A 26,619-nucleotide genomic window follows, 5' to 3' on the forward strand; every position below is an offset into this window, starting at 1 on the left:
CATCTGTACGCCATGTCGCCCCTCGATTCGGGGGGCGGTTGTCATGGCCTGCAGCTGAGGCGCCAGCGCCGAAGTCCCGCCCTGGGCTTGAAGCGTCGGACGCGAGAGGACGTCAGACGGCTACATTGCCTCGCTCAGCCCCAGGCCAGCAAGCACGCATGCAAACGCAGACCTATTACGCCGCCACGGCACCCCGCCTGAGCTTCCCGCCGCTGGCCGAAACCTGCGACGTGGAAGTCGCCGTCCTGGGCGGCGGCTTCGCCGGCCTGGCTACCGCGCGCGGGCTGCAGGAGCGGGGCATCCACAGCGTCGCGGTGCTGGAGGCCCAGACCATCGGCCACGGTGCCTCGGGACGCAATGGCGGCTTCGTCTTCGGCGGCTACAGCCGCGATGCCGCCGATCTGGTGAGCGACCTGGGCCCGGCGCAGGCGCGCGAGCTCTATGCCCACAGCCGCGAGGCGGTCGCGCTGATCCGCTCGCGCATCGACGCGCACGCCATGGCCTGCGACAAGGTGGAAGGTGGCGCCCTGCTCCTCAACTGGTTCAGGCACAGCGCGCACGCCGAGCGCCAGTTGCGCGACCAGGCCCGCTGGCTGCGCGAGCACTTCGGCGTCAACTGGGACGAGATAGCGCCTGGGCAAGTGCGGCAGTGGCTGGACACGGAGCGCTATGGCGGCGCCCTGCTGGAGCGCGACGCCTTCCATTTCCATCCGCTCAAGTACGCGCTGGGCCTGGCCCGCGTCATCGAGGCTGCTGGCGGCCAGGTGCACGAGCACAGCGCGGTCATGAGCATCGACCGCCTGCCCGCCGGAGGCTTCGTGCTATGCACCGCGCAGGACGCTTCGATCCGCGCGGCCCAGGTGGTTGTGGCCGGTGGGGGTTATCTCAAGACCGTATTACCGGCGCTGACTGGCGCCAGGCTGCCGATCGCCACCTACGTCATCTCGACCGAGCCGCTGCCCGAGCGCCTGCAGCCCATCCGCACACCCGCTGCCCTCTACGACAACCGCTTCGCCTTCGACTACTACCGCAAGCTGCAGGACAACCGCCTGCTGTGGGGCGGCCGCATCTCCATCCAGGAGCGCGATCCGGCCCGCATCGCACAGATGCTGCAGGCCGACCTGCTCAAGGTCTACCCGCAGCTGGCCGCCGTGCGCATCGAGCACGCCTGGGGTGGCCTGATGAGCTATGCCCGCCACAAGATGCCGCAGATCGGCCAGCTGGCGCCGGGCCTGTGGTTCGCCCAGGCCTTTGGCGGCCATGGCGTGGCGCCGACGACGGTAGCCGGTGAATGGCTGGCCGAGGCCATCAGCGGCCGCGCCGACCTGCCCGCCGCGTTGAAGCGTTACGGACTGACGCCGGTGTTCGGCCAGGCCGGCTTGCTGGCGGCCCAGGCCACCTACAGCTGGGCGGAGCTGCGCGACGCGCTCAGGGAGAAGTTGTCCGGCTGATCACTTGATGCGCTGCTTCTCGAGCTTGCGCGCCAGCGTGCGCCGGTGCATGCCCAGGCGCCGCGCGGTCTCGCTGATGTTGAAGTCGGTCTCGGCCAGCACCTCGTGGATGCGCTCCCACTCCAGGGTCTTGATGGAAGCGGTCTGGCGCTCGGTCACTTCCACATCCGCATCGCCCTGCCTGCGCGCGAAGGCGGCCTCGATGTCGTCGGTATTGGCCGGCTTGGCCAGGTAGTGGCAGGCGCCGAGCTTGATGGCCTCGACGGCCGTGGCGATGCTGGCATAGCCGGTCAGCACGACGATCAGCACCTCCGGATCCCAGCCATGCAGGGCCTGCACGCAGGCCAGGCCCGAGGCACCGCCGGCGAGCTTGAGGTCGACGACGGCATGGCCGAGTTCGTCGTCGTCAGGCAGGCCGTCGAGCAGGTTCTTCATGTCGTCCAGCCCGGTCGCCCGCAGGCAGCGCCAGCCGCGGCGCTCGAAGGAGCGGGCCAGGGTGTGGGCGAAGCTGTCGTCGTCCTCGACGATGAGCAGCAGGCGGTCGGAATCAGCGGCGGACATCTGAAAGGGATTGTCGCGGCAGCAGCGAGGCCAGCGGCAGGGTCAGCATGACCTCGGCGCCACCGCCTTCGCGGTTGCGCGCCTCCAGCCGCCCACCCAGGGTGCGCGCCACATTGACCGACAGGAAGAGGCCCATGCCTCGGCCGGGCTGGCCCTTGCTGCTCTGGTAAGGCTCGCCGAAATGCTTGAGCCGCTCGCCATCGAAGCCGGGGCCGTTGTCGCGCACGCTCAAGGCCAGCGTCTCCTCGTCGGGGCAGGCGGCGACGAGGGTCAGCGGCATGCCGGGCGCGGCCTCCAGCGCGTTGTCGAGCAGGTTGGCGACGACCTGCTGCAGCGCGCTGTCCAGGATGATCTCGACCTCGGGCAGGTCCTTGTTGCGCAAGGCCAGGTCGGCGCCCGGATGGGCCGCCCGCCAGTCCCTGGCCAGGCCCTCGGTGAAGGCCTGCAGCGTGGTCAGGCGCGGCGCTTCGCCACGCATCTCGCCGGCCGACATCAGGATGCCGGTCACGATGGCCTTGCAGCGCAGGATCTGGCGCTGCATCTCCTCGATCTCCTCGCGCAGCTCGGGCTCGGCGGCAAACGGCGCCATGTGCGCCCAGTCGCCGAGGATGACGCTGAGGGTGGCCAGCGGCGTGCCCAGCTCATGCGCGGCGCCGCTGGCGAGCAGGCCCATGCGCACGATGTGCACCTCCTCGGCGGCGCGCTGCTGCAGTTCGGCCAGCTCGGCGTCGCGCTGGCGCAGATTGCGGTTGATGCGCACGATGAACACGCTCAGCAGCGCCACGTTGAGCAGGAAGCACAGCAACAGGCCGCCGAGGTAGTTGGGCGACAGCTCCGTCGGCGAGGTCGGGTCCAGCGCGAGAGGGCGATGCCACTGCGTCAGCACGACGAAGCCCGACACCGCGCTCAGCATGACGGCCATCAGATAGGCCGGCCGCAGCAACACGGACGCGACCGCGACCTGCAGCAGATAGAGGTAGATGAAGGGGTTGTCGCTGCCGCCAGCCAGGTAGAGCTGGCCGGTCAGCACGCCGACGTCGACCAGCAGCGCCACGCAGAGTTCGATCTGCGACACCGGCTGGGTGAGCTTGCTGCGCCAGATGCTGAAGAGGTTGAAGGCGACGAGGATGCCCAGCAGGCTCATCATCTCGGCCCAGGGCAGCAGGATGTCCAGCCCGACGTGCACGACCAGCACCGTGGCGAGCTGGCCGCCGACGGCCAGCCAGCGCAGCTCGATGAGCTGGCGCAGGTTGGCGCGGCCGGCGCGGCGCTCGGGCGCGACGGCAACGGGTTCGGCAGTGAGCGGCAGCGGCGTGGTGTTCAAGGCGTGGCGCGCCGGCGCTCTTCATGCAGCAGATAACCCACCGCGGCGGCCGCCATGACCGCGAGCGCCAGCCAGGTGGCGGCGTAGACGGCGTGATTGTTGGCGAAACGGACGACCGTCAGGCCGGGGCGCGGCCAGCGCTGCGGCTGGGTGGGGTCGGCGGACTCGTCGACGAAGTAAGGCACGACCTTGTCCGCCACGCCGAGTTGGGTCGCGATGCCGGCCACGTCGCGCGAGTACCAGCGGCCCTCGGCCGGCTCGTTCTTGCGCAGCGGACCGCCGCCGGTCTCGGTCAGGCGCAGCAGGCCAGTCAGCTCAACGGGGTCGGCGGGAGCGGCATGCCGCTCGGGCGCACGCTGCTCGGGCGGTACGAAGCCGCGGTTGACGAGGACGACACTGCCATCGGCCAGACGCAGCGGCGCGATGACCCAGTGGCCGCCGCCGAGTTCGGTGTTGGCCTGGACCAGCGCCTCGCGCGGCTCGAATTGGCCACGCAGGCGCACGCGGCGGTACTCGTCGGCCTTGGCGGCCACCGGCGGCGGCGCCACCGGCTCCGCCGTGAGCTGCCGCTCGACGCGGGCGATCAGGTCCTGCTTCCATCCCAGGCGCTGGACCTGCCAGACCGCCAGCGCAGCGAACCCGAGACCGGCAAGCGCCGTGGCGACAATCAGCGCAACGCGCGCGGCACGGGTCATGTCGATGGCCTACGGTCCCTGGGTGTCGTTGTTCTTCTTCTTTTTCTTGCCTTGGTCGTAGTGCCACTTGATGGCCAAGAACATGCCCGTGCAGAACACGACAGCCTTGAACGTCACGAGGACAACGGGGATCCAATCCATCTTTCCGGGTACTTTCAGCCGCGCCTGCGTAAGGGCTACATGTTCCGCATGGCCGCAGGGTCCGGCGTCGGCATCATGTTGGTGTTCATGTGATACATGACCCAGACCGAGCCGGCCAGCATGATGACCACCAGGGCGGCCGTGAACAACAGGGCCAGCATGGACCAGCCCTGCTCGACCTTGGCGTTCATGTGCAGGAAATAGATCATGTGCACCACCATCTGCACGGCCGCGAAGCCGAGGATGACGAAGCCGGTCATCTTGGGGCTGGGCAGCACCTTGGCCATGACGAGCCAGAAGGGGATGGCGGTCAGGATGACGGACAGGATGAAGCCCGTCGCGTAGCCCTTGTAGCTGACGTGGAAGTCTTCCTCGCCGTCGAGATGGTCGTCGTGACCGTGAGCATCATGTGCATGGCCGGCCATCACAGCACCCCCATGAGGTAGACGAAGGTGAAGACGCCGATCCAGACGACGTCCAGGAAGTGCCAGAACATCGACAGGCACATCAGGCGGCGGCGGTTGGCCGGCGTGAGGCCGAGCTTGTTGACCTGGAACATCAGCGTGACCAGCCAGATGCAGCCGAAGGTGACGTGCAGGCCGTGCGTACCGACCAGCGTGAAGAAGCTGGACAGGAAGGCGCTGCGCTGCGGGCCGGCGCCCTCGTGGATGAGGTGGTGGAACTCGTAGAGCTCGATGCCCAGAAAGCCCAGGCCGAGCAGGCCGGTGACGGCCAGCCAGGCCAGCAGCAGGCCCTTCTTGCGGGCCTGCATCGCGATCATCGCGAAGCCATAGGTGATGGACGAGAACAGCAGCAGGGCCGTGTTGACGGCCACCAGCGGCAGGTCGAACAGGTCGGCGCCCGAGGGGCCGGCCGCGTAGGAGCGGCCCAGCACGGCGTAGACGGCGAACAGCACCGCGAAGATGAGGCAGTCGCTCATCAGGTAGAGCCAGAAGCCCAGCATGGTGCTGTTGGGCGGATGGTGCTCGCCGCTGTGGTCGTAGTAGAGCGGCGTGCCGTTCACATGGGTGGCAATGGTGGCGGACATGTCAGAGCTCTTGCGGTCAGGCGGCCAGCGCACGGGTGCGCTCGTCCTCGATGCGGGTCACCGCATCGGCCTTGATGTGGTAGTCGCGGTCGTAGTTGAAGGTGTGCACGATGGCAGCGATGACGGTGGCGGCGAAGGCAATGCCGGCGATCCACCACATATGCCAGATCAGCGCGAAGCCCATCAGCGTGGCCAGCATGGCGATGACGAAGCCGGCGCCGGTGTTCCTGGGCATGTGGATGTCGACGAAGCCCTTGACCGGGCGCTCGGCGCCGCGCTGCTTCATGTCATACCAGGCGTCCATCTCATGGGCGATGGGCGTGAAGGCGAAGTTGTAGTCCGGCGGCGGCGAGGACGTGGACCACTCCAGCGTGCGGCCGCCCCAGATGTCGCCCGTCGTGTCGCGCAGCTCCTTGCGGCGCATCACGCTGACGGCGATCTGGATCAGGAAGGCGCCGATGCCCAGGGCCACGACGCCCGCGCCGATGGCGGCGATGACGAACCAGATCTGCAGCGACGGATCGTCGAAGTGGCTGACGCGGCGCGTGATGCCCATGAGCCCAAGCACATACAGCGGCGTGAAGGCCAGCCAGAAGCCGATGAACCAGCACCAGAACGAGACCTTGCCCCAGAAGGCGTCCAGGCGGAAGCCGAAGGCCTTGGGGAACCAGTAGTTGATGCCGGCGAAGACGCCGAACACCACGCCGCCGATGATGACGTTGTGGAAGTGGGCGATCAGGAACAGGCTGTTGTGCAGCACGAAGTCGGCCGCCGGCACGGCCAGCAGCACGCCGGTCATGCCGCCCACCGTGAAGGTGATCATGAAGCCCACCGTCCACAGCATGGGCACCTCGAACTGGATGCGGCCACGGTACATCGTGAACAGCCAGTTGAAGATCTTGGCGCCCGTCGGGATCGAGATGATCATCGTCGTGATGCCGAAGAACGAGTTCACGCTGGCGCCTGAGCCCATCGTGAAGAAGTGGTGCAGCCAGACGAGGTAGGACAGGATGGTGATGACGACCGTGGCATAGACCATGGACGCGTAGCCGAACAGCTTCTTGCGGCTGAAGGTGGACACGACCTCGGAGAACACGCCGAAGATCGGCAGGATCAGGATATAGACCTCGGGGTGGCCCCAGATCCAGATCAGGTTCACGTAGAGCATGGCGTTGCCGCCAAGGTCGTTGGTGAAGAAGTTGGTGCCGAGGTAGCGGTCGGCGGTCAGCAGCGCGAGGGCCGCGGCCAGCACGGGGAAGCTGGCGACGATGAGCACGTTGGTGCACAGCGACGTCCACGTGAAGACGGGCATCTTCATCATGGCCATGCCCGGCGCACGCATCTTGATGATGGTGGCGATCAGGTTGATGCCCGACAGCGTCGTCCCCACCCCCGCGATCTGCAGTGACCACAGGTAGTAGTCCACCCCGGGGTCAGGGCTTGCGAGGATGCCCGACAGCGGCGGGAAGGCCAGCCAGCCGGTCTTGGCGAACTCGCCGACGAACAGCGAGATCATGATCAGGATGGCGCCGCCCACCGTCATCCAGAAGCTGAAGTTGTTCAGGAAGGGGAAGGCAACGTCGCGCGCGCCGATCTGCAGCGGCACGACATAGTTCATCAGGCCCGTCACGAAAGGCATCGCGACGAAGAAGATCATGATGACGCCATGGGCCGTGAAGACCTGGTCGTAGTGATGCGGCGGCAGGAAACCGGCGTTCTCGCCGAAGGCCATGGCCTGGTGGGCCCGCATCATCAGCGCGTCGGCAAAGCCGCGCAGCAGCATGACCACGCCGAGCAGCATGTACATGATGCCGATCTTCTTGTGGTCGATGCTGGTGATCCAGTCGCGCCACAGGTGGCCCCAAAGCTTGAACTTCGTGATCAGGAAGAAGACGAAGAGGCCGCCCAGCGCGCAGGCGATGAAGGTGGCCACGAGGATGGGCTCGTGGATGGGCAGGGCATGCAGGCCCAGCCGGCCAAAGACCGGGTGGAGCTCTTCGGGGTAGACAGGAGCGGTCATCGGCTTCTCTTACTTCTTCTGCGCGACGGCGGTGGCCGCGTCGGTCTCGATGGGCAGGCCCAGCGGATTGGTCGGCGTGCACAGGGCAGCGACGACGGTGCGGTCGCGCTTGCCGCCCTCGGCATCGCGCCATGGGCTGCTCATGGTGCTGGCCAGGCCGCCCTTGCCGGCACCGCCGGCGGCGTCGATGGCCATCATCTGGCTGACGCACATCTTCTTGCCGTCGACGCAGCGGTCGACGATGGCGCCCCACAGCCCCGGCTCGACGCTGGCGTAGCGGCGCACGGCCTCCTTGGTGCTCGGCCGCTCCAGCTTGAGGTAGTCCTCACGCGTCAGCTTGGCGCCGCCCGCCTTGTTGCCTTCGACCCAGCGCGCGAAATCCGCGTCGTTCAGGCCGTGGAACTTGAAGCGCATGTCCGAGAAGCCGGCACCGCTGTAATGGGCCGAGATGCCGTCATAGACGCCGGCCTTGTTGATGACGGCGTGCAGCTGGGTCTCCATGCCCGGCATGGTGTAGATCATGCCGGCCAGAGCGGGCACGTAGAAGGTGTTCATCACGCTGGTGGACGTGAGGCGGAAGTGGATGGGGCGGTCCACCGGCGCGGCCAGCTCGTTGACGGTGGCGATGCCCTGCTCGGGGTAGATGAACAGCCACTTCCAGTCCATGGAAACGGCGTAGACCTCCAGCGGCTTCACGCCGGCGACCAGGGGCTTGTCCTCGGCGATGCGGTCCAGCGGGCGGAAGGGGTCGAGCTTGTGGGTGCTGATCCAGGTGATGGCGCCCAGGGCGATGATGATCAGCAGCGGCGCGCCCCAGATGACGAGTTCCAGGCGGGTGGAATGGTCCCAGTCCGGCGCATAGGTCGCCTCGGGGTTCGATTGCCGGTAACGGAAGGCAAAGAACAGCGTCAGCGCGATCACCGGGACGATGATCAGCAGCATCAGCAGCGTCGAGGTGACGATGAGCTGCGCCTGCTGGTTCGCGATGTCGCCGTGGGGCTTCATCACGATCCAGTCGCAGCCGGACAAAGCGAAGCTGGCTGACAAAACCAGGACGCATGTGAGGAGAGACTTGTTGGGGTACATCCTGAGAGGCGCGCGAGGGTTAACGATCTTGCGGGCAGCGACGGAATGTAAGTTGATTGAGGTAAATCAACGATTGGACATTTTGTCCAAGGCACAGACGGAGACAAGCCCGAAATGGCAGTTGCAGGTAGTACCTTCCCTAGCCCCCAATCCGGTCCGCTGACCACCCGGACGGACGAGGATCTGGCCCCCGGCGATATCGCGGTGGGCGTCATCATCGGCCGCGCGTCCGAATATTTCGACTTTTTTGTCTTCGGCATCGCCTCGGTGCTGGTCTTCCCCCAGGTCTTCTTCCCCTTCGCCGACAGGCTCACCGGCACCCTCTACGCCTTCCTGGTCTTTGCACTGGCCTTTGTCGTCCGACCGGTCGGCACCTTGATCGGCATGGAGATCCAGCGCCGCTTCGGCCGCTCGACCAAGCTGACCGCCGCCCTCTTCCTGCTCGGCTGCTCCACCGTCGCCATGGGGCTGTTGCCCGGCTTTGCCGAAGCCGGCAGCACCGCCATCCTGCTGCTGGCCCTGTGCCGCGTCGGCCAGGGCCTGGCCCTGGGCGGCTCCTGGGACGGCCTGCCCTCGCTGCTGGCGCTGAACGCCCCGCCCGACCGCCGCGGCTGGTACGCCATGCTGGGCCAGCTGGGCGCCCCTCTGGGCTTCTTCGTGGCCTCTGGCGTCTTCCTGTACGTCTACACCAGCCTCGACAGCAAGGACTTCCTGTCCTGGGGCTGGCGCTTCCCCTTCTTCACGGCCTTCGCCATCAACGTCGTCGCGCTTTTCGCCCGGCTGCGCCTGGTGGTCACGCACGAGTACGAGAAGCGCATGGAAGAGCATGAGCTCGACCCCGCCCATCTGCACGAACTGCTGCCGGCCCAGGGCCATCACATCGTCATCGGCGCGTTTGCCGCCCTGGCCAGCTACGCCCTCTTCCATCTGGTGACGGTCTTCCCGCTGTCCTGGGTGGCCCTGTCCGACCCGCAAGGCATCGACGACTTCATCAAGATGGAGCTGCTGGGCGCGGCCTTCGCCGCCGTCGCCATGCCCATGTCGGGCCTGATCGCCGACAAGATCGGCCGGCGCAGCTACCTCGGCAGCATGGCCATCGCCATCGGCGTGTTCGCCGTGTTCGCGCCGCTGATGCTGGGCGGCGGCAAGCCCGGCCAGGCGGCCTTCATCCTGATCGGCTTCGTGCTGCTGGGCCTGTCCTACGGCCAGTCGGCCGGCTCGGTGACGTCCAACTTCCTGCCCCACTTCCGCTACACCGGCGCGGCGCTGACGGCCGACATGGCTTGGCTGTTCGGCGCCGCCTTCGCACCCGTGGTGGCGCTGTATCTGTCGTCGCACTTCGGGCTGATCACGCTGACGGCGTACCTGATGTCGGGCGCGCTGTGCACGCTGGTGGCGCTGAGGGTGAACAAGCAGCTGCAGGCGGCCGCGGTGGTCGAAGACTGAAGCAGATCGCACCAAGTAGAAAGCGGGCTCCGGCCCGCTTTTCTTTGCCCCAACAGTTTCCAACTTTGGAAAGTTTCAATACACTTAGCCGCACTGGAAACTGATTGAGTCCACCATGTCCCTGACGCTGCACTACCACCCGCTGTCCTCCTACTGCTGGAAGGTCCTGATCGCGCTCTACGAGAACGACACGCCCTTCGAGGCGCGCGGCGTCAACCTCGGCGACCCGGACGCGCGTGCGGCCTATGCGGCGCTGTGGCCCACGGCCAAGATTCCGCTGCTGGTCGACGGCGAGCGCGTGCTGCCCGAGACCTCGGTGCAGATCGAATACCTGGACTGCCGCCACCCCGGCCCGGTGCGCCTGCTGCCCGAGGACTTCGACGCCCAGTTGCAGGTACGCCTGTGGGACCGGCTGTTCGACTGCTATGTGATGACGCCCGCGCAGCGCTATGTGGCCCAGTTGCTCAGGCCCGAGGCCGACCGCGATCCCATCGCGATGAGCGCCGTCGTCAATGAACTGGGCCAGGCCTATGACCTCATCGAGAGCCGCATGGGCGACGACCCCTGGGCCGCCGGCGAGGCCTTCTCCATGGCCGACTGCGCAGCCGCGCCGTCGCTGTTCCACGCGGCCATCATCCGCCCCTTCTCGCCCGGGCATGTGAGGCTGTCCGCCTACTTCGAACGCCTGCTGGCCCGGCCTTCGGTCTGGCGCTGCATCGTCGAGGCCCGCCCCGTCTTGAAGTACTACCCGCTGCGCCATGCCCTCCCCGCACGCTTCCTCGCCGACTGACGGGCGCCTGGACCGCCTCTTCGTCGCGCTCGCCGACGGCAACCGCCGGGCGATGGTGGATCAGCTCGCGCGCGGGCCGGCGTCGGTGACCGACCTCGCCAAGCCTTTGGGCATCGCCCTGCCCTCGGCGGTCAAGCATCTGGCGGTGCTGGAGGCCGGCGGCCTGGTGGCATCGGACAAGGCAGGCCGCGTGCGCACCTATCGCATCGCGCCAGATGCCTTCAGCGGGCTGGAGGACTGGGTGGCGCAGCGCAAGGCGCAATGGCATCGCCAGTTCGACGCCCTCGACGCCCTTCTTCAAGAACAGGACGACAAGCCATGACCGCTGCCGCCCACACCAGCTTTGTGCTGGACCGCCGCTTCAAGGCCTCGGCCGCCCGCGTCTTCGCCGCCTGGGCCGACCCGGCCACCAAGCAGCGCTGGAACGACTGCCATGCCGAGACCGGGGCGACGGAGTTCAGCATGGACTTCCGGCCGGGTGGGTTCGAGATCTATCGCAGCCGTCTGGACGACGGCACGCCGCTGGCGGTCGACAAGGTGTTTCTGGACATCGTGAAGGACGCGCGCATCGTGTTCGCCTACTCGATGACGATGGGCGGCCGCGCGCTGTCGGCGTCGCTGGTCACGGTGGAGTTCGCGGACGGCGCTTCAGGCTCGACGCTGAAGCTGACAGAACAGCTCGCCTACCTCGACGGTCATATGGACATCGCGCAGCGTCGGCGAGGCACCGAAGAGGGCCTCGACCGCCTGCTGCTCGAAGTCGACGCGGCTTAGCCGAGAGCCTTCCGCGCGTTCTGGAACATGCGCAGCCAAGGGCTGTGGGCGCTCTTGTCGCCCGAGGTCCAGCTCATCAGCACATTGCGGAAGACGCGCTCCGGATGCGGCATCAGCGCGGTGAAGCGGCCGTCAGGCGTCGTCACCGAGGTCAGACCACCAGGGCTGCCGTTGGGGTTGAACGGATAGGCCTCGGTCGCCTGGCCGTGGTTGTCGACAAAGCGCATGGCCTTGATGACCTTGCTGGCATCACCCTGGCGAGCGAAGTTGGCAAAGCCTTCGCCGTGGGCAACGGCGATGGGCACGCGGCTGCCGGCCATGTCCTTGAAGAAGACGCTGGGCGAATCCAGCACCTCGACGAGAGCCAGGCGGGCCTCGTACTGCTCGCTCTGGTTGCGCGTGAAGCGCGGCCAGGCGTCGGCGCCCGGGATGATGGGGGCCAGCGCCGCCAGCATCTGGCAGCCATTGCAGACGCCCAGGGCCAGCGTGTCCTTGCGCGAGAAGAAGGCACGGAACTGCTCGGTCAGCACCGGGTTGAACATGATGCTGCGCGCCCAGCCTTCGCCGGCGCCCAGGGTGTCGCCATAGCTGAAGCCGCCGCAGGCGACGAAGGCCGCAAAGCCGTCCAGCTTGACCGCGCCGGACTGCAGGTCGCTCATGTGCACGTCGAAGCTGTCGAAGCCGCCCAGCGACATCGCATAGGCCATCTCGACATGGGAGTTGACGCCCTGCTCGCGCAGGATGGCGACCTTCGGTCTAGCACCTGTCGAGACGAACGGCGCCTCGGGCGTGAACGTCAGGTGCACATGCAGACCGGGGTCGTCGGCCTTGCCGGCGGCGGCGTGCTCGGCATCGGCGCCAGCCGGGTTGTCGCGCAGCTTGGCGATGCGCCAGGACACCTCGTCCCAGGTCTGCTGCAGGGCCGTCAGATCCGCGCCGAAGACCTTCTTCGCATCACGCCAGACTTCCATCTGACGCGACGCATTGGGCTTGGCAACCACATGCGAATGCTTGGACAGGCCGTGCGCACGCAACACCTGCATGACGGCATCGCGGTCGCTGGCGCGGACCTGGATGACGGCGCCCAGTTCCTCGGCGAACAGCGCACGCAGCGTCAGCTCCTCGCGGCGGGCGCCGACCTGCGTGGCCCAGTTCTTGGAGTCGCCGGTGTCGGCTCGGCTGTCGCTGATGCCGTCGCCTTCGGTGACCAGCATGTCGACATTCAGGCTCAGGCCGGTCTGGCCCGCGAATGCCATTTCACAGGCAGCCGCCCACAGGCCGCCGTCGGAGCGGTCGTGATAGGCCAGCAGCTTGGCCGATGCGCGCAGTTCGTTGATGGCGTTGACGAGCGAGACCAGCAGTTGCGGGTCGTCCAGGTCCGGCACGTCCGAGCCGAACTGGTTCAGCGTCTGCGCCAGGATGGAGCCGCCCATGCGGTGCTGGCCCTGGCCGAGGTCGACGAGGATGGCGCAGGAATCTTCGCGCTGCCATTCCGGCGTCAGCGTGCCGCGCACGTCGGCGATGCTGGCGAAGGCGGTGACGATGAGCGACACCGGCGCGGTGACCTGCTTGTCATCCCACTTGGTGCGCATCGACAGCGAATCCTTGCCGACCGGGATGGAGATACCCAGAGCCGGGCACAGCTCCATGCCAACAGCCTTCACGGTATCGAACAGGGCGGCGTCTTCACCCGCTTCGCCGCAGGCGGCCATCCAGTTGGCGCTGAGCTTCACGCGCGGCAGCTCGAAGGGAGCGGCCAGCAGATTGGTGATGGCCTCGGCCACGGCCATGCGGCCGGAAGCCGGCGCGTTGACGGACGCCAGCGGCGTGCGCTCGCCCATGCTCATGGCCTCGCCGGCAAAGCCCTTGAAGTCGGCCAGCGTGACGGCGCAGTCCGCCACCGGCACCTGCCAGGGGCCGACCATCTGGTCGCGGTGGTTGAGGCCGCCCACGGTGCGATCGCCGATGGTGACGAGGAAGCGCTTGTTGGCCACGGTCGGGTGGCGCAGCACATCGAAGGCGGCCTGCTCGAGCTTGACGCCATTCAGGTCCAGCGTGCCGCCATCACGGGCCACACGCTTCACGTCACGCTGCATCTTGGGCGGCTTGCCCAGCAGCACGTCCATGGGCATGTCGATGGGGTGGCCGCCGCCCGACTGCTCGTCGACCAGCTTCAGGTCGCGCTCCTCGGTCACCACGCCGACGACCGCGAACGGGCAGCGCTCGCGATCGCACAAGGCCTTGAAGAGATCGAGGCTCTGCGGCGCAATGGCCAGCACATAGCGCTCCTGGCTCTCGTTGCACCAGATTTCCTTGGGCGCCAGACCCGACTCTTCCAGCGGCACCTTGCGCAGGTCGAAGCGCGCACCGCGGCCGGCGTCGTTGACCAGCTCGGGGAAGGCATTGGAGATGCCGCCCGCGCCGACGTCATGGATGGCCAGCACCGGGTTCTCAGCACCCAGGCCCCAGCAGTGGTTGATGACCTCCTGGGCCCGGCGCTCGATCTCGGGGTTGCCGCGCTGCACGGAGTCGAAGTCCAGGTCGGCCGTGTTGGTGCCCGCCGCCATCGAGCTGGCCGCGCTGCCGCCCATGCCGATGCGCATGCCGGGGCCGCCCAGTTGCACCAGCAGGCTGCCGGCCGGGAACTCGATCTTCCTGGTCAGGTCCGAGCGGATTTGCCCCAAGCCGCCGGCGATCATGATGGGCTTGTGATAGCCGCGGCGCACGCCGTCCACGGACTGCTCGAAGACGCGGAAATAGCCGGCCAGGTTGGGTCGGCCGAACTCGTTGTTGAAGGCCGCGCCACCCAGCGGGCCATCGATCATGATCTGCAGCGCCGATGCGATGTGAGCCGGCTTGCCGACGGGGTTCTGCTCCCAAGGCTCGCTCAGGCCCGGCAGATGCAGGTTGGAGACCGAGAAGCCCGTCAGGCCGGCCTTGGGCTTGGAGCCGCGCCCGGTGGCGCCTTCATCGCGGATTTCGCCGCCGGCGCCCGTGGATGCGCCCGGGTGGGGCGAGATGGCCGTCGGGTGGTTGTGCGTCTCCACCTTCATCAGCACCTCGGCCTGCTCGGCGCGGGCCACATAGGCCGCGCCCGGCTGCGGTGCGGGCATCCAGCGCTCGATGGCGTGGCCTTCCATGATGGCCGCGTTGTCCGAATAGGCGACCACCGTGTGCTGCGGGTTCAGCTTCTCGGTGTTGCGGATCATGCCGAACAGGCTCAGCGGCTGGGCCTCGCCATCGACGATGAAGCTCGCGTTGAAGATCTTGTGGCGGCAGTGCTCGCTGTTGGCCTGGGCGAACATCATCAGCTCGACGTCGCTGGGGTTGCGGCCTAGCTTCTTGAAGTTGGTGTCGAGGTAGTCGATCTCGTCGGTGGACAGGGCCAGGCCGAACTCGACATTGGCCTTTTCCAGAGCGGTGCGGCCGGCGCCCAGCACGTCCACATGGGCCAGAGGCTCGGCGGTGCGCTCGTCGAACAGATGCGCCGTGTCCTCGCGCGTGAAGCAGGCCGACTCGGTCATGCGGTCGTGCAGCAGCTCGGCGCAGGCCTTGAGCTCGGCTTCGCTGAGATGCTTGGTGCCACCCAGCAGGCCGCTCTTCAACGCGACGCGGTACTCGACGACGCGCTCCACGCGGCGCAGGCTCAGGCCGCAGTTGCGGGCGATGTCGGTGGCCTTGGAGGCCCAGGGGCTGACGGTGCCGAAGCGCGGCGTGACGACGACAAGGTCACCGCTCACGCTGCCGTCGGCAGGCTCGCCGTAGGTCAGCAGGGCCTCGAAACGCTCCCGCGCATCGGCGGCCATCGGCGCATCGGTCCACACCCAGTGCACCGCGCGGGCACTGACGCCGCTGATGCGTTCATTGACCTGTTGCAGCTTGGCGAGCAGCGCCTGAGCGCGGAAGGCGGACAGAGCGTTGCCGCCCTCGAAACATTGCAGATGCAGGGTGCGGGTCATGGCGTCGGGAGGCGGCCGGCGTAAGGGGAAACGCGCATTCTAGGAGGGCAATGCCCTCCTCCCGACTTTGACCATTCAGCAAAATTTTAGGCGCCGGCCTTCATGCGCTCGACCACCTCTCGCACTTCGCTCAAAAGCGCCGGCACGTCGATGGTGGTCGGCTGGCGCTCCTTCAGCACCTGGCGGCCACCGATCCAGACATTGCTGACATGCTCGCGGCCAGCCACATAGACCAGCTGGGCGGCGGCGTTGTAGACCGGCTGGCACTCGAGGTTGTCCAGCGACACGGCCACGCAGTCGGCCAGCTTGCCGACTTCCAGCGAACCCAGATCGTCGGCACGACCCATGGCCTTGGCGGCGCGGATGGTGGCCATCTCCAGCGCGGTGCGGGCCGAGGCCACCGTCGGGTCGCCGGTGATGCCCTTGGCCAGCAGGGCCGCCGAGCGGATCTCGCCGAACATGTTCAGCCCATTGTTCGACGCCGCGCCATCGGTGCCGAGGATGGTGTTGACGCCGGCGGCTTCCAGCGCCTTCAAGGGCATCACGCCCGAGGCCAGCTTGAGGTTGGAGTTGGGGTTGTGCACCAGGTGCACGCCCTTCCTGGCCATCAGCTCGATCTCGGCTTCATCGAGGTGGACCATGTGCACGGCGATCATGCGCTCGTTGAACAGGCCCAACTTGTCCAGGCGGGCGATGGGACGCACGCCATGGGCCTTGATGCCGTCCGTCACCTCGCCTGCCGTCTCGTGGATGTGGCAGTGCATCTGGATGTCGAGCTTCTCGGCCAGGTCGCGCAGCTTGATGAAGGTCTCGTCGGAGACCGTGTAGGGCGCATGCGGCGCGCTGGTCCAGTCGAGCAAGCTCTCGCCCTTGTACTGCTCGTAGGCGGCCACGCCCTTGGCGATGTAGTCGTCCGGGCCCGAGGCATAGCCGGTGGGGAAGTCGATGACGTTCATCGACACGGCAGCACGCACGCCCGAGTCCACCGCGGCACGGGCCATGGCGGTCGGGAAGAAGTACATGTCGTTGATATAGGTCGTGCCGCTGCGCAGGCCCTCGGCGGCCGCCAGCTTGGAGCCCAGATAGGTCCAGTCCTCGCTGACCCACTTCTTCTCCAGCGGCCAGATGTGGTTCTGCAGCCAGTCCATCAGCGGCACGTCGTCGGCGACGCCGCGCAGCAGCGTCATGGCCGAGTGGGCATGGCCATTGATGAGGCCGGGGATGAGGATCTGCTCGGGCAGCTCGACGCGTTCGGCTTGCGGGTACTTCGCCAGCAGATCGGCACGCGGGCCGATGGCGGCGATGCGCTCACCTTCGATCAGCAGGCCGTGGTTCTCGAGCGTGCCTTCACCGGCCTTCATGGTCAGGATCCAGCGGGGCAGCAGCAGGGTCTGGGACATCTTGTTCTCCTTGTGGGATTCAGTTCTTCAGCGATTGTTCGACTTCGGCGCGGCGCGGCATCGCGTCCTGCACGCCCGGGCGCGACACGGCGATGGCCGCGGCGGCCTGGGCAAAGGCGAGCGCGTCCGCAATGGGCTGGCCTTCAGCCAGCGCGGTGACGAGAGCGCCGACGAGGGTATCGCCAGCGCCGACGGTATCGACGGCCTTGACCTTGCGGGCCGGCACGCGACGCGTGCCTTGGTCATCGACCCAGCACAGGCCGTCGGCGCCGAGCGACACGAGCACGGCAGCCGGGCCCTTGGCGCGCAGCGACTGCGCCAGCGCTTCCGGTTCGGCCACGCCACCGCCCAGCGTCGTCACCAGGGCTTGAGCTTCGAGCTCATTGACGACCAGCAGGTCGACCAGGGGCAGCAGGGCCTCGCAGCCGGGCCGGAACGGCGCGGCATTGAGGATGGTCTTCACGCCGACCGCATGGGCGCGCTCGAAGGCACGGGCCACGCTTTGCAGCGGCAGCTCCTGCTGGGCCACCAGCCAGCGCAGGCCGTCGAGCTCCAGCGCCTCGACCTGCCCCAGCGGCAGCGTGCCGTTGGAGCCGGCGACGGTGACGATCTGGTTCTCGGCATCCTCGGCACCGACGACGATCAGCGCTACACCCGGCACCTCGTCGGCCGGCTGGGCGATGCCCTGCGTGTCGACGCCCTCGCCTTTCAATTGCTCGACCATGGCCGCACCGTTCTCCAGCAGACCCACCCGCGCCGCCAGCGCGACCTTGGCGCCCAGCCGTGCTGCAGCCACTGCCTGGTTGGCGCCCTTGCCACCCAGGCAGGAGCCGAACCTCTGGCCACGCAGCGTCTCGCCCGGCAGGGGCAGGCGCGGCGCATGCACGATGAGGTCGCGATTCACGCTGCCTAGCACCAGGATCTCAGGTCGGGTCATCGAGTCTCCAAAATGAAGAAACCCCTCGGGGGAAACCGAGGGGTTCGCGATAGGGCGAGAGCCGATCAGCGCTGGGCGATGGGCTTGACGTCGCGCGGGGTGGCGCCGACGAAGAGCTGGCGCGGGCGGCCGATCTTGTACTCGGGGTCGCCGATCATCTCATTGAGCTGGGCGATCCAGCCGACCGTGCGGGCCAGCGCGAAGATGGCGGTGAACAGCGGCACGGGGATGCCGATGGCGCGCTGCACGATGCCCGAGTAGAAGTCGACGTTCGGGTAGAGCTTGCGGGCGACGAAGTACTCGTCTTCCAGCGCGATCTTCTCGAGCTTCATGGCCAGTTCGAACAGCGGGTCGTTCTGCAGGCCCAGTTCGCCCAGCACCTCGTGGCAGGTCTCGCGCATCAGCTTGGCACGCGGGTCGTAGTTCTTGTAGACGCGGTGACCGAAGCCCATCAGCTTGACGCCGGAGTTCTTGTCCTTGACCTTGCTGACGAACTCGCCGATGCGGGCCACGCCGCCCTGCTTCTGGATGTCGCCCAGCATGTTCAGGCAGGCCTCGTTGGCGCCGCCGTGAGCGGGGCCCCACAGGCAGGCCACGCCGGCCGCGATGGCCGCGAAGGGGTTGGTGCCCGACGAACCGCACAGGCGCACGGTCGAGGTCGACGCGTTCTGCTCGTGGTCGGCGTGCAGCGTGAAGATGCGGTCCATCGCGCGGACCAGCACCGGGTTGGGGTTGTAGTCCTCGCAGGGCGTGGCAAACATCATGCGCATGAAGTTGCCGGCGTAGGAGAGATCGTTCTTCGGGTAGATGTAGGGCTGGCCGATGGTGTACTTGTAGGCCATGGCCACCAGCGTCGGCATCTTGGCGATCAGGCGGATCGCCGCGATCTCGCGGTGCTCGGGGTTATTGATGTCGGTGCTGTCGTGATAGAAGGCCGACATCGCGCCCACCAGGCCCGTCATGACGGCCATCGGGTGGGCGTCACGGCGGAAACCGCGCAGGAAGAACTGCATCTGCTCGTTCACCATGGTGTGACGAGTGACCTTGTCCTCGAAGGTGGCCTTCTGGCTCTCGTTGGGCAGCTCTCCGTACAGCAGCAGATAGCAGGTCTCGAGGTAGTCGCAGTTCACCGCGAGCTGCTCGATGGGGTAGCCGCGGTACAGCAGCTCGCCCTTGTCGCCATCGATGTAGGTGATGGTGGAGTTGCAGGACGCCGTCGACAGGAAGCCCGGGTCGTAGGTGAACTTGCCGGTCTGGCCGTAGAGCTTGCGGATGTCGATGACATCCGGGCCGATGGTGCCCTTGTACAGGGGCAGGTCCATCGAGGGGCTGCCGTCGGAGAACGACAGGGTGGCTTTGACGTCGGACGGGGTCATGCTGGAGTCCTTAGGGTTTTGAAATCAGGTGCGCAGGTCGGCGAGGACTTGGTGCACGGCAGTGGTGTCGATTTCACCACTGGGCTCCTTGCGGCGCAGTAACAGGTCGAGAAGGTCGTTGTCGGACAGGTCCATCAAGGCCGTCAGGCCGTCAGCCTGGCTGACCGTGATGCCCTGCGGATGGCTGTTGAAGAAGCGCTCGATGAAAAGATCATTCTCGAGCAGACCCCGACGGCAGCGCCAGCGCAGCTTGGACAGTGCGCGTTCGTCGATCATCGAGGCCGCTTCGCTCATTGACGCTGACTCAGACCGCGCGGCGGACCATCAGTTCCTTGATCTTGCCGATGGCCTTCGTGGGGTTCAGGCCCTTGGGGCAGACATCCACGCAGTTCATGATGGTGTGGCAGCGGAACAGGCGGTAGGGATCCTCGAGGTTGTCCAGGCGCTCGGCGGTCGCTTCGTCGCGGCTGTCGGCGATGAAGCGGTAGGCCTGCAGCAGGCCGGCCGGGCCGACGAACTTGTCGGGGTTCCACCAGAAGCTCGGGCAGCTCGTCGAGCAGCTCGCGCACAGGATGCACTCGTACAGGCCGTCCAGCTCCTCGCGCTCGACCGGCGACTGCAGGCGCTCCTTCTCGGGCGGCGGGTTGTCGTTGACGAGGTAGGGCTTGATCGAGTGGTACTGCTTGAAGAACTGCGTCATGTCGACGATCAAGTCGCGCACGACGGGCAGGCCCGGCAGCGGCTTGAGCACGATGGTGCCCGGCAGGGTCCGCATATTGGTCAGGCAGGCCAGGCCGTTCTTGCCGTTGATGTTCATCGCGTCCGAGCCGCAGACGCCTTCGCGGCAGGAGCGGCGGAAGGACAGCGTCGGGTCCACGGCCTTCAGCTTGACCAGGGCGTCCAGCAGCATGCGCTCATGGCCGTCCAGCTCGACCTCGAGGGTCTGCATGTAGGGCTTGGCGTCCTTGTCGGGGTCGTAGCGGTAGATCTGGAAGGTGCGCTTCATGATGTGTTGATCCTTGCTCGGCGCGGCGTCAGAAGGTACGAACCTTCGGGGGCACCGACTCAACCGTCAGCGGCGTGAGATTGACAGGCTTGTAGTCCAGGCGATTGCCTTCGGAGTACCACAGCGAGTGCTTCATCCAGTTCGCGTCGTCGCGGTTCGGGTAGTCGTTGTGCGCATGGGCGCCACGGCTCTCGGGGCGGGCAGCGGCCGAGATCATCGTGGCCAGAGCGGCTTCGATGAGGTTCTCGACTTCCAGGGCCTCAACACGCTCGGTGTTGAAGACCTTGGACTTGTCCTTCAGGCCGATGCCGCCGACGCGCTGGGCGACTTCCTTGATCTTGGCGACGCCTTCGTCCATCGACGCCTGCGTGCGGAACACGCCGGCATGCTTCTGCATGGTCGAGCGGATGTCGTTGGCGACGTTCTGGGCGTACTCGCCGTTGGTGGCCGACTCCAGGCGCGCCAGGCGGGCCAGGGTCTTGTCGGCAGCGTCCTTGGGCAGGTCCTTGTGCGACTTCGTCTTCAGGTTGAAGTCGACGATGTGGTTGCCAGCCGCGCGGCCGAACACCAGCAGGTCCAGCAGCGAGTTGGTGCCCAGGCGGTTGGCGCCGTGCACCGACACGCAGGAGCATTCACCCACGGCGTAGAGGCCGTTGATGATGTCGTTGGGCTTGCCGTTCTTGGGGATGACGACCTGGCCGTGGACGTTCGTCGGAATGCCACCCATCTGGTAGTGGATGGTCGGCACCACGGGAATCGGTTCCTTGGTGATGTCGACGTTGGCGAAGTTGTGGCCGATCTCCAGCACCGAGGGCAGGCGCTTGGCAATCGTCTCGGCGCCCAGGTGGGTCATGTCCAGCAGCACATAGTCCTTGTTGGGACCGCAGCCGCGACCTTCCTTGATCTCCTGGTCCATCGAGCGGGACACGAAGTCGCGCGGGGCCAGGTCCTTCAGCGTGGGGGCATAGCGCTCCATGAAGCGCTCGCCATTGCTGTTGCGCAGGATCGCGCCTTCGCCGCGGCAGCCTTCGGTCAGCAGCACGCCCGCGCCGGCCACGCCGGTGGGGTGGAACTGCCAGAACTCCATGTCTTCCAGCGGGATGCCGGCGCGTGCCGCCATGCCCAGGCCGTCACCGGTGTTGATGAAGGCGTTGGTGCTGGCGCCGAAGATGCGGCCGGCGCCGCCGGTGGCCAGCAGCACGGTCTTGGCGTGCAGGATGTGGATCTCGCCGGTCTCCATCTCCAGCGCGGTCACGCCGACGGCATCGCCCTCGGCGTCACGGATGATGTCCAGCGCCATCCACTCGGTGAAGAACTGCGTGCGGGCGCGGACGTTCTGCTGGTAGAGCGTGTGCAGCAGCGCGTGGCCGGTACGGTCGGCCGCGGCGCAGGCGCGCTGCACGGGCTTCTCGCCGTAGTTGGCGGTGTGGCCGCCGAAGGGGCGCTGGTAGATGGTGCCGTCGGCGTTGCGGTCGAAGGGCATGCCGAAATGCTCAAGCTCGTAGACGACCTTGGGCGCTTCACGGCACATGAACTCGATGGCGTCCTGGTCGCCCAGCCAATCCGAACCCTTGACGGTGTCGAAGAAGTGGTAGTGCCAGTTGTCCTCGCTCATGTTGCCCAGGGACGCGCCGATGCCGCCTTGCGCGGCGACGGTGTGCGAGCGGGTCGGGAAGACCTTGGACAGCACGGCCACGTTGAGGCCGGCCAGGGCCAGCTGCAGGGAGGCGCGCATGCCGGAGCCACCGGCACCGACGATCACCACATCGAACTTACGGGTCGCAAGCGCCGCCATCACAGTCTCCACAGAACCTGGATTGCCCAACCGGCGCAACCCAACAACCAAACGATGGTGAACACCTGCAGCGCGAGGCGCACACCCACGGGCTGGATGTAGTCCATCCAGATGTCGCGCATGCCGACCCAGGCGTGATACGCGAGCGACAGGATGGTGACGAAGGTCAGCAGCTTCATCCACTGCTGGGAAAAGATCGCCGCCCAGCGGTCATAGCCGAGGGCGCCGGGCATCAGCACCTGGACCAGCAGCGCCACCGTGAACAGGGCCATCAGCACGGCCGTGATGCGCTGGGCGAGCCAGTCGCGCAGGCCGTAATGCGCACCGACGACGATGCGCTTGGAGCCGAAAGTAGTCATTCTTGTTGTTCCTCAGTACAGACCGAACAGCTTGGCTCCCAGCAGCAGCGTGAGCAGCGTGCTGAGGACCAGCGTGATCAGCGCCGAGCTGTGGCCCTGGGCCTTGCTGACGCTGTGGGTTGCATCCATCCACAGATGGCGCACGCCAGCGATGAAGTGGAAGAGGTAGCCCCAGATCAGGGCCAGCGCCACCAGCTTGACGAACCAGCCGGGGATGCCGGCGGCACCCGCCACGAACACGTTGGTGAAAGTCTCGAAGGAGATTTCCGTGCTCAGGCTGTTGTCCAGCATCCAGACCGCGAAAGGCAGCAGCAGGAACATCAGCAGGCCGCTGATGCGATGCAGGATGGAGACGATGCCGGCGGGTGGGAGGCGGTAACTGACGATCTGCGTGACGTGAATATTTCTGAAGACCGGTCGGGTCTTGGCGCTGTCCGTCATGGTCGAGCCTGCGTAATCAATGTGAAACCGAAAGATTCTAGGGCCTAGATCCTGGTCAAGCTTCGCGGTTGCTGCACTGCGGCATTGTCAGTTTCAGTTCAACTCATTGCGGTAGTGGTCTGCTTGCGTGTGGTAGAGGCCGCGGCGCAATTCCACCGGCCGGTCGCCGTAGGTGTAGGCCACGCGCTCCACGCTGAGCAGGGGCGCGCCGTCGCCGACGCCGAGCAGTTCGGCGGCTTCGGCGCCGGCCGCGACGGCCCTCAGCTTCTCCTCGGCGCGCACCATGTGAACCTGGTAGCGCTCCTCGAACAGCGCATACAGCGTGCCGGCGTAGGCGTTGATGACCTCGCTGCTCAGCCCCTTGAAATGCCGCTCGGGCAGCCACAGGTCGTCCAGCACGACGGCCTGGCCGCGACGCAGCAGCAGACGCCTGACCTCGATGACGGGCTCGGCCGTGCGCAGGTGCAGGGCCCGCGCCGTCTCGGCCGTGGCGCGCGCACGCCGGCAATGCAGCAGCTCGCGCGTGAAACCGGTGGCGCCGTCATCGGCCACCAGGCGCAGGAAGCGGTAGGCGTCGCGTGGCGCCGTGTGCGTCGCGACAAAGGTGCCGGCGCCCTGTCGGCGCTCGACGACATGCGCCGCCGCCAGTTCGTCCATGGCCTTCCTGACCGTGCCCGCGCTGGCATGGAAGCGCTCGGCCAGGGCCGCCTCGCTGGGCAGGGCGTCGCCCGGACGCCATTCGCCCTCCGCCAGGGCGGCCACGATCAATTGGCGGATCTGTTCATACAGCGGCGCAGCGGACTTGGGCATGGACCGCATTGCAGCACAGGGTATGCCCGTACACTCGACGGGTTGCGGGCGACACGCCCCAGTCCAGCTTTATCAACTGTCCTCGGAGACCTCCATGAGCAAGAAACCCGTTCGCGTCGCCGTCACCGGCGCTGCTGGCCAGATCGGCTATGCCCTGCTGTTCCGCATCGCCTCCGGCGAAATGCTGGGCAAGGACCAGCCCGTCATCCTGCAACTGTTGGAAATCCCCGACGAGAAGGCTCAGAACGCGCTGAAGGGCGTGATCATGGAACTCGAAGACTGCGCCTTCCCGCTGCTGGCCGGCATCGAGGCCCACAGCGACCCGATGACCGCCTTCAAGGACACCGACTACGCCCTGCTCGTCGGCGCCCGCCCCCGCGGCCCCGGCATGGAGCGTGCCGACCTGCTGGCCGCCAACGCCCAGATCTTCACGGTGCAGGGCAAGGCCCTGAACGCCGTCGCCTCGCGCAATGTGCGCGTGCTGGTGGTCGGCAACCCCGCCAACACCAATGCCTACATCGCCATGAAGTCGGCCCCGGACCTGCCGGCCAAGAACTTCACCGCCATGCTGCGCCTGGACCACAACCGCGCCGCCTCGCAGATCGCCTCCAAGACCGGCAAGCCGGTCGGCTCGATCGAGAAGCTGGCCGTCTGGGGCAACCACTCGCCCACGATGTACGCCGACTACCGCAACGCCACCATCGATGGCCAGTCCGTCAAGGGCCTGATCAACGACGAGCAGTGGAACCGTGAGACCTTCCTGCCGACCGTCGGCAAGCGCGGCGCGGCCATCATTGCCGCTCGCGGCCTGTCGTCGGCTGCCTCGGCCGCCAACGCCGCCATCGACCACATGCGCGACTGGGCCCTGGGCACCAACGGCAAGTGGGTCACCATGGGCATCCCGTCGGGTGGCGAATACGGCATCCCCAAGGAAGTCATGTTCGGCTACCCCGTCACCTGCGAAGGCGGCGAGTACAAGATCGTGCAGGGCATCGAGATCGACGCCTTCTCGCAGGAGTGCATCAACAAGACGCTGAAGGAACTGACGGACGAGCAGGACGGCGTCAAGCACCTCCTCTGAGCCCGGATCGCCGGCCGGTTCGCCCGCCAGCGCCAACGAGACACCCTTGCGAGGGTGTCTTTTTTTTTGCCCGCGGCGGCCGCGCGTCAGGACTTCGGCTGCACCTGGCGGCTCAGGACCACGATCTCGGCAGGCTGCTGCTGGTCCGCGTGGCTTTGGAAACTCAGCGACCTGAGGATCGTCGTGCGTCAGGAGGGCGGCGGGCCTCACCCGGGCGGCCGTTGCCGCGAAGGACGGCCGGGGAATGCGGCGAGCGCCGGACCGCAGGCGCGCCCCAGGCCGCTCGTGCTCATGGCAGTCGCTCCCGGGCGGCCTGGCAGGCCGCGCACAGGCGCACGGACGGCAGGGCCGTGAGCCGCGCCGCCGCGATGGCCTCGCCGCAGTCGGCGCAGTCACCATAGCTGCCGGCATCCAGCCGGCCCAGCGCGTCATCGACGTCCTGCAACTCCTTCAAGTCGCGCGCGGCCTGGAAGTCCTCGGTCCGCTGGCGCTGCGTCTGCTCGGCATCGTCCTTGAGGTCCCTGACCTCCGGGCCCTGCATCGGCGCAGCCTGGCGGGCCTGCTGCGCCGCATCGACTTCCGCCCGCAACTCAGCCTGGCGGTACAGCAGCAACTGGCGCAGCGTGGGCAGCTGCGCTTGGGTCTGGGTTTCCATCGTGTGCAGTCCTTGGCAAGTCGTGGCAGCGCGTTGGTGGCGATGAACCATGCTAGGCAGTGCCCGGGTCGTCGGCTTGCGCTGGATCAAGCCGGATGAATCAGCCGCGGCATTGATCACCGCACCTGCCGGCTTGACCGGCATCAAGGGCCCAGCGGCGCCGGCCGCCTAGATTGGCGCCTCATGACGCCTGACCTCGCCGGCCGCTTCTTCGTCGCCCTCCTCATCGGCATCCTGGTCGGCATCGAAAGGGAGAAGAGACGGCCAGCCGCGCCCTCGCACACCATCGGCGGCATCCGCACCCATGCCCTGCTGGCCCTGTCCGGCGCCACCGCCGCCTGGCTCGGGCAGCAGCTGCAGCTGCCGTGGCTCTTTGCCACCGTGCTTGCATGCGCGAGCGCGATGGCCATTGCCAGCCATGTGCTGTGGCGCCTCGACGGCAGGGATGCGCCGCCCAGCATGACCAGCGAGATCGCGGCCTTGCTGGTCGTGCTGCTGGGCGGCATGGCGGCCACGGGCAGCCAGGCACTGGCGGTGGCACTGGCCGTGACGCTGTCGGCGCTGCTGGCCTTCAAGCAGCCCCTGCACGCCCTGGTCGAGCGGGTCGGACTGGACGACATGCTCGCCGGCATCAAGCTGCTGATCGCCTCGGTCATCGTGCTGCCGCTCGTACCGAACGAGACGGTGGACCCCTGGCAGGCCCTGAACCCCTACCAGCTGTGGCTGCTGGTGGTGCTGATCTCCGCACTCTCCCTGGCCGGCTACATCGGCATGCGCTGGCTGGGGCCGGCGCGAGGCGCCGCGATCACCGGCCTGGCCGGCGGCCTGGTGTCGTCAACGGCCACCACGCTGAACTTCGCGCGCGACAGCCGCAAGGCCGCCAGCCCCGCCAATACGGATGCCATCACGGCCGGCATCCTGTGCGCCTGGCTCGTCATGTTCCTGCGGGTGGCGACGATCGTCGCCCTCCTCAACCGCGAGTTGCTCGCCGCCCTGTGGCCGCCGCTGCTGGCCATGGGCCTGACCACGGCCGCGCTGGCGCTGCGCCACTACGTCGCCGGCACCGCCGATGCATCCGGCACCGCGCAGGCCTGCACCGTCCTGAAAAACCCATTCAGCCTGGGTGCCGCGATCAGGTTCGGCGCCTTGTTCGCCCTTGTCCTGGTCGGGGTGAAGCTGGCTCAGCAGCAGTTCCCGAGCGGCGGCCTGCTGGCAGTCTCGGCGCTTGCGGGCGCTGCCGACGTCGACGCCATCGTGCTTTCGCTCAGCGGCCAGAAGAACGGCGCCGCGACCACGACCGGGACCGCCTGGGCACTGCTGGCTGCCCTGCTGGCGAACACGGCGGTGAAGGTCGCGCTGGTGATGCTGGTCGCACGCGGCCGGGTGCGCAGCGACATGGCCGTGGCGAGCGCGGCCATCTGCCTGGTCGGTGGCGTCTCGGCCTGGGCCCGGCTCTGACCTGGA

Annotated in this window: 26 protein-coding genes; 7 read left to right on the plus strand and 19 right to left on the minus strand. The window is 67.2% G+C overall.

What is annotated here, in order from left to right; genetic code table 11:
- The first annotated feature begins 158 nt into the window (after nucleotides 1-158).
- On the plus strand, nucleotides 159-1,451 hold the full coding sequence (locus AC07OY_RS22395; protein ID WP_495044789.1) for an NAD(P)/FAD-dependent oxidoreductase: 1,293 nt from the start codon (nucleotides 159-161) through the stop codon (nucleotides 1,449-1,451).
- On the opposite strand, the gene AC07OY_RS22400 is transcribed toward AC07OY_RS22395, so the two are convergent.
- The 8 genes from AC07OY_RS22400 to cyoA are packed head-to-tail and all read right to left on the minus strand — an operon-like array spanning nucleotide 1,452 to nucleotide 8,326.
- A complete protein-coding gene (locus tag AC07OY_RS22400) occupies nucleotides 1,452-2,012 on the minus strand; it encodes a response regulator transcription factor (RefSeq protein WP_495044790.1) in 561 nt (186 codons plus the stop codon).
- Nucleotides 1,999-3,336 (minus strand): ATP-binding protein, encoded by a 1,338-nt coding sequence (locus AC07OY_RS22405; protein WP_495044791.1) that lies wholly within the window; start codon nucleotides 3,334-3,336, stop codon nucleotides 1,999-2,001. Before AC07OY_RS22405 ends, AC07OY_RS22400 begins: the two co-directional genes overlap by 14 nt.
- Complete coding sequence (locus tag AC07OY_RS22410; protein ID WP_495044792.1) at nucleotides 3,333-4,031, minus strand: SURF1 family protein; 699 nt, start codon at nucleotides 4,029-4,031, stop codon at nucleotides 3,333-3,335. Before AC07OY_RS22410 ends, AC07OY_RS22405 begins: the two co-directional genes overlap by 4 nt.
- 9 nt (nucleotides 4,032-4,040) lie before the next feature.
- A complete protein-coding gene (locus AC07OY_RS22415) occupies nucleotides 4,041-4,172 on the minus strand; it encodes a hypothetical protein (protein WP_495044793.1) in 132 nt (43 codons plus the stop codon).
- Between the two features lie 35 nt (nucleotides 4,173-4,207).
- Nucleotides 4,208-4,597, minus strand: coding sequence for a cytochrome o ubiquinol oxidase subunit IV (cyoD, locus tag AC07OY_RS22420; RefSeq protein WP_495044794.1), 390 nt, complete (start codon nucleotides 4,595-4,597; stop codon nucleotides 4,208-4,210).
- Nucleotides 4,597-5,220 (minus strand): cytochrome o ubiquinol oxidase subunit III, encoded by a 624-nt coding sequence (cyoC, locus tag AC07OY_RS22425; RefSeq protein ID WP_495044795.1) that lies wholly within the window; start codon nucleotides 5,218-5,220, stop codon nucleotides 4,597-4,599. The genes cyoD and cyoC overlap by 1 nt, the downstream gene beginning before the upstream one ends.
- A 16-nt stretch (nucleotides 5,221-5,236) precedes the next feature.
- Nucleotides 5,237-7,240 (minus strand): cytochrome o ubiquinol oxidase subunit I, encoded by a 2,004-nt coding sequence (gene cyoB / locus AC07OY_RS22430; RefSeq protein WP_495044796.1) that lies wholly within the window; start codon nucleotides 7,238-7,240, stop codon nucleotides 5,237-5,239.
- 9 nt (nucleotides 7,241-7,249) lie between these two features.
- On the minus strand, nucleotides 7,250-8,326 hold the full coding sequence (gene cyoA / locus AC07OY_RS22435) for a ubiquinol oxidase subunit II (protein ID WP_495044797.1): 1,077 nt from the start codon (nucleotides 8,324-8,326) through the stop codon (nucleotides 7,250-7,252).
- A gap of 114 nt (nucleotides 8,327-8,440) precedes the next feature.
- Here cyoA and AC07OY_RS22440 point away from each other — a divergent pair, with 114 nt between their 5' ends.
- From AC07OY_RS22440 to AC07OY_RS22455, 4 genes are all read left to right on the plus strand, one after another.
- Complete coding sequence (locus AC07OY_RS22440) at nucleotides 8,441-9,772, plus strand: MFS transporter (protein WP_495044798.1); 1,332 nt, start codon at nucleotides 8,441-8,443, stop codon at nucleotides 9,770-9,772.
- 115 nt (nucleotides 9,773-9,887) lie between these two features.
- Complete coding sequence (locus tag AC07OY_RS22445) at nucleotides 9,888-10,562, plus strand: glutathione S-transferase family protein (protein ID WP_495044799.1); 675 nt, start codon at nucleotides 9,888-9,890, stop codon at nucleotides 10,560-10,562.
- Nucleotides 10,531-10,884: an ArsR/SmtB family transcription factor gene (locus AC07OY_RS22450; RefSeq protein WP_495044800.1), complete on the plus strand. Its 354-nt coding sequence runs from the start codon at nucleotides 10,531-10,533 to the stop codon at nucleotides 10,882-10,884. The genes AC07OY_RS22445 and AC07OY_RS22450 overlap by 32 nt, the downstream gene beginning before the upstream one ends.
- Nucleotides 10,881-11,336 (plus strand): SRPBCC family protein, encoded by a 456-nt coding sequence (locus AC07OY_RS22455; RefSeq protein WP_495044801.1) that lies wholly within the window; start codon nucleotides 10,881-10,883, stop codon nucleotides 11,334-11,336. The genes AC07OY_RS22450 and AC07OY_RS22455 overlap by 4 nt, the downstream gene beginning before the upstream one ends.
- Here AC07OY_RS22455 and purL read toward each other — a convergent pair.
- From purL to AC07OY_RS22505, 10 genes are all read right to left on the minus strand, one after another.
- Entirely contained in the window at nucleotides 11,333-15,295 is a 3,963-nt protein-coding gene (gene purL / locus AC07OY_RS22460; protein WP_495044802.1) for a phosphoribosylformylglycinamidine synthase, read from the minus strand. The genes AC07OY_RS22455 and purL overlap by 4 nt on opposite strands.
- A gap of 86 nt (nucleotides 15,296-15,381) precedes the next feature.
- Complete coding sequence (locus AC07OY_RS22465) at nucleotides 15,382-16,695, minus strand: TRZ/ATZ family hydrolase (protein ID WP_495044803.1); 1,314 nt, start codon at nucleotides 16,693-16,695, stop codon at nucleotides 15,382-15,384.
- 19 nt (nucleotides 16,696-16,714) lie between these two features.
- The gene (locus AC07OY_RS22470) at nucleotides 16,715-17,632 is read right to left on the minus strand and encodes a ribokinase (protein ID WP_495044804.1); all 918 of its coding nucleotides are present in this window, start codon (nucleotides 17,630-17,632) and stop codon (nucleotides 16,715-16,717) included.
- 65 nt (nucleotides 17,633-17,697) lie between these two features.
- A complete protein-coding gene (gene gltA, locus AC07OY_RS22475) occupies nucleotides 17,698-19,008 on the minus strand; it encodes a citrate synthase (RefSeq protein ID WP_495044805.1) in 1,311 nt (436 codons plus the stop codon).
- Between the two features lie 24 nt (nucleotides 19,009-19,032).
- Nucleotides 19,033-19,284, minus strand: coding sequence for an FAD assembly factor SdhE (locus AC07OY_RS22480; RefSeq protein ID WP_495044806.1), 252 nt, complete (start codon nucleotides 19,282-19,284; stop codon nucleotides 19,033-19,035).
- Nucleotides 19,285-19,312: 28 nt separating this feature from the next.
- Entirely contained in the window at nucleotides 19,313-20,014 is a 702-nt protein-coding gene (locus tag AC07OY_RS22485) for a succinate dehydrogenase iron-sulfur subunit (RefSeq protein ID WP_268154049.1), read from the minus strand.
- A gap of 28 nt (nucleotides 20,015-20,042) precedes the next feature.
- Nucleotides 20,043-21,809 carry a succinate dehydrogenase flavoprotein subunit gene (sdhA, locus tag AC07OY_RS22490; RefSeq protein ID WP_495044807.1) on the minus strand — a complete coding sequence of 589 codons (1,767 nt, stop codon included), beginning with the start codon at nucleotides 21,807-21,809 and terminating at the stop codon, nucleotides 20,043-20,045.
- The gene (gene sdhD / locus AC07OY_RS22495; RefSeq protein ID WP_495044808.1) at nucleotides 21,809-22,168 is read right to left on the minus strand and encodes a succinate dehydrogenase, hydrophobic membrane anchor protein; all 360 of its coding nucleotides are present in this window, start codon (nucleotides 22,166-22,168) and stop codon (nucleotides 21,809-21,811) included. Before sdhD ends, sdhA begins: the two co-directional genes overlap by 1 nt.
- A 12-nt stretch (nucleotides 22,169-22,180) precedes the next feature.
- Nucleotides 22,181-22,609, minus strand: a complete 429-nt coding sequence (sdhC, locus tag AC07OY_RS22500; RefSeq protein ID WP_495044809.1) for a succinate dehydrogenase, cytochrome b556 subunit — start codon at nucleotides 22,607-22,609, stop codon at nucleotides 22,181-22,183.
- 93 nt (nucleotides 22,610-22,702) lie between these two features.
- Nucleotides 22,703-23,428 (minus strand): GntR family transcriptional regulator, encoded by a 726-nt coding sequence (locus AC07OY_RS22505; RefSeq protein WP_495044810.1) that lies wholly within the window; start codon nucleotides 23,426-23,428, stop codon nucleotides 22,703-22,705.
- An 85-nt stretch (nucleotides 23,429-23,513) separates the two neighbouring features.
- Between AC07OY_RS22505 and AC07OY_RS22510 the strand changes: the two genes are divergently transcribed.
- Nucleotides 23,514-24,500 carry a malate dehydrogenase gene (locus AC07OY_RS22510; RefSeq protein ID WP_119047305.1) on the plus strand — a complete coding sequence of 329 codons (987 nt, stop codon included), beginning with the start codon at nucleotides 23,514-23,516 and terminating at the stop codon, nucleotides 24,498-24,500.
- A 289-nt stretch (nucleotides 24,501-24,789) separates the two neighbouring features.
- Here the strand turns inward: AC07OY_RS22510 and AC07OY_RS22515 are convergent, their stop codons facing one another.
- On the minus strand, nucleotides 24,790-25,155 hold the full coding sequence (locus AC07OY_RS22515) for a TraR/DksA family transcriptional regulator (protein WP_495044811.1): 366 nt from the start codon (nucleotides 25,153-25,155) through the stop codon (nucleotides 24,790-24,792).
- A 183-nt stretch (nucleotides 25,156-25,338) separates the two neighbouring features.
- On the opposite strand from AC07OY_RS22515, the gene AC07OY_RS22520 reads away from it, so the two are divergent.
- Complete coding sequence (locus AC07OY_RS22520; protein ID WP_495044812.1) at nucleotides 25,339-26,613, plus strand: MgtC/SapB family protein; 1,275 nt, start codon at nucleotides 25,339-25,341, stop codon at nucleotides 26,611-26,613.
- Nucleotides 26,614-26,619 lie beyond the last annotated feature (6 nt).

The organism is Roseateles sp. GW821-FHT09H10, from assembly GCF_059415865.1.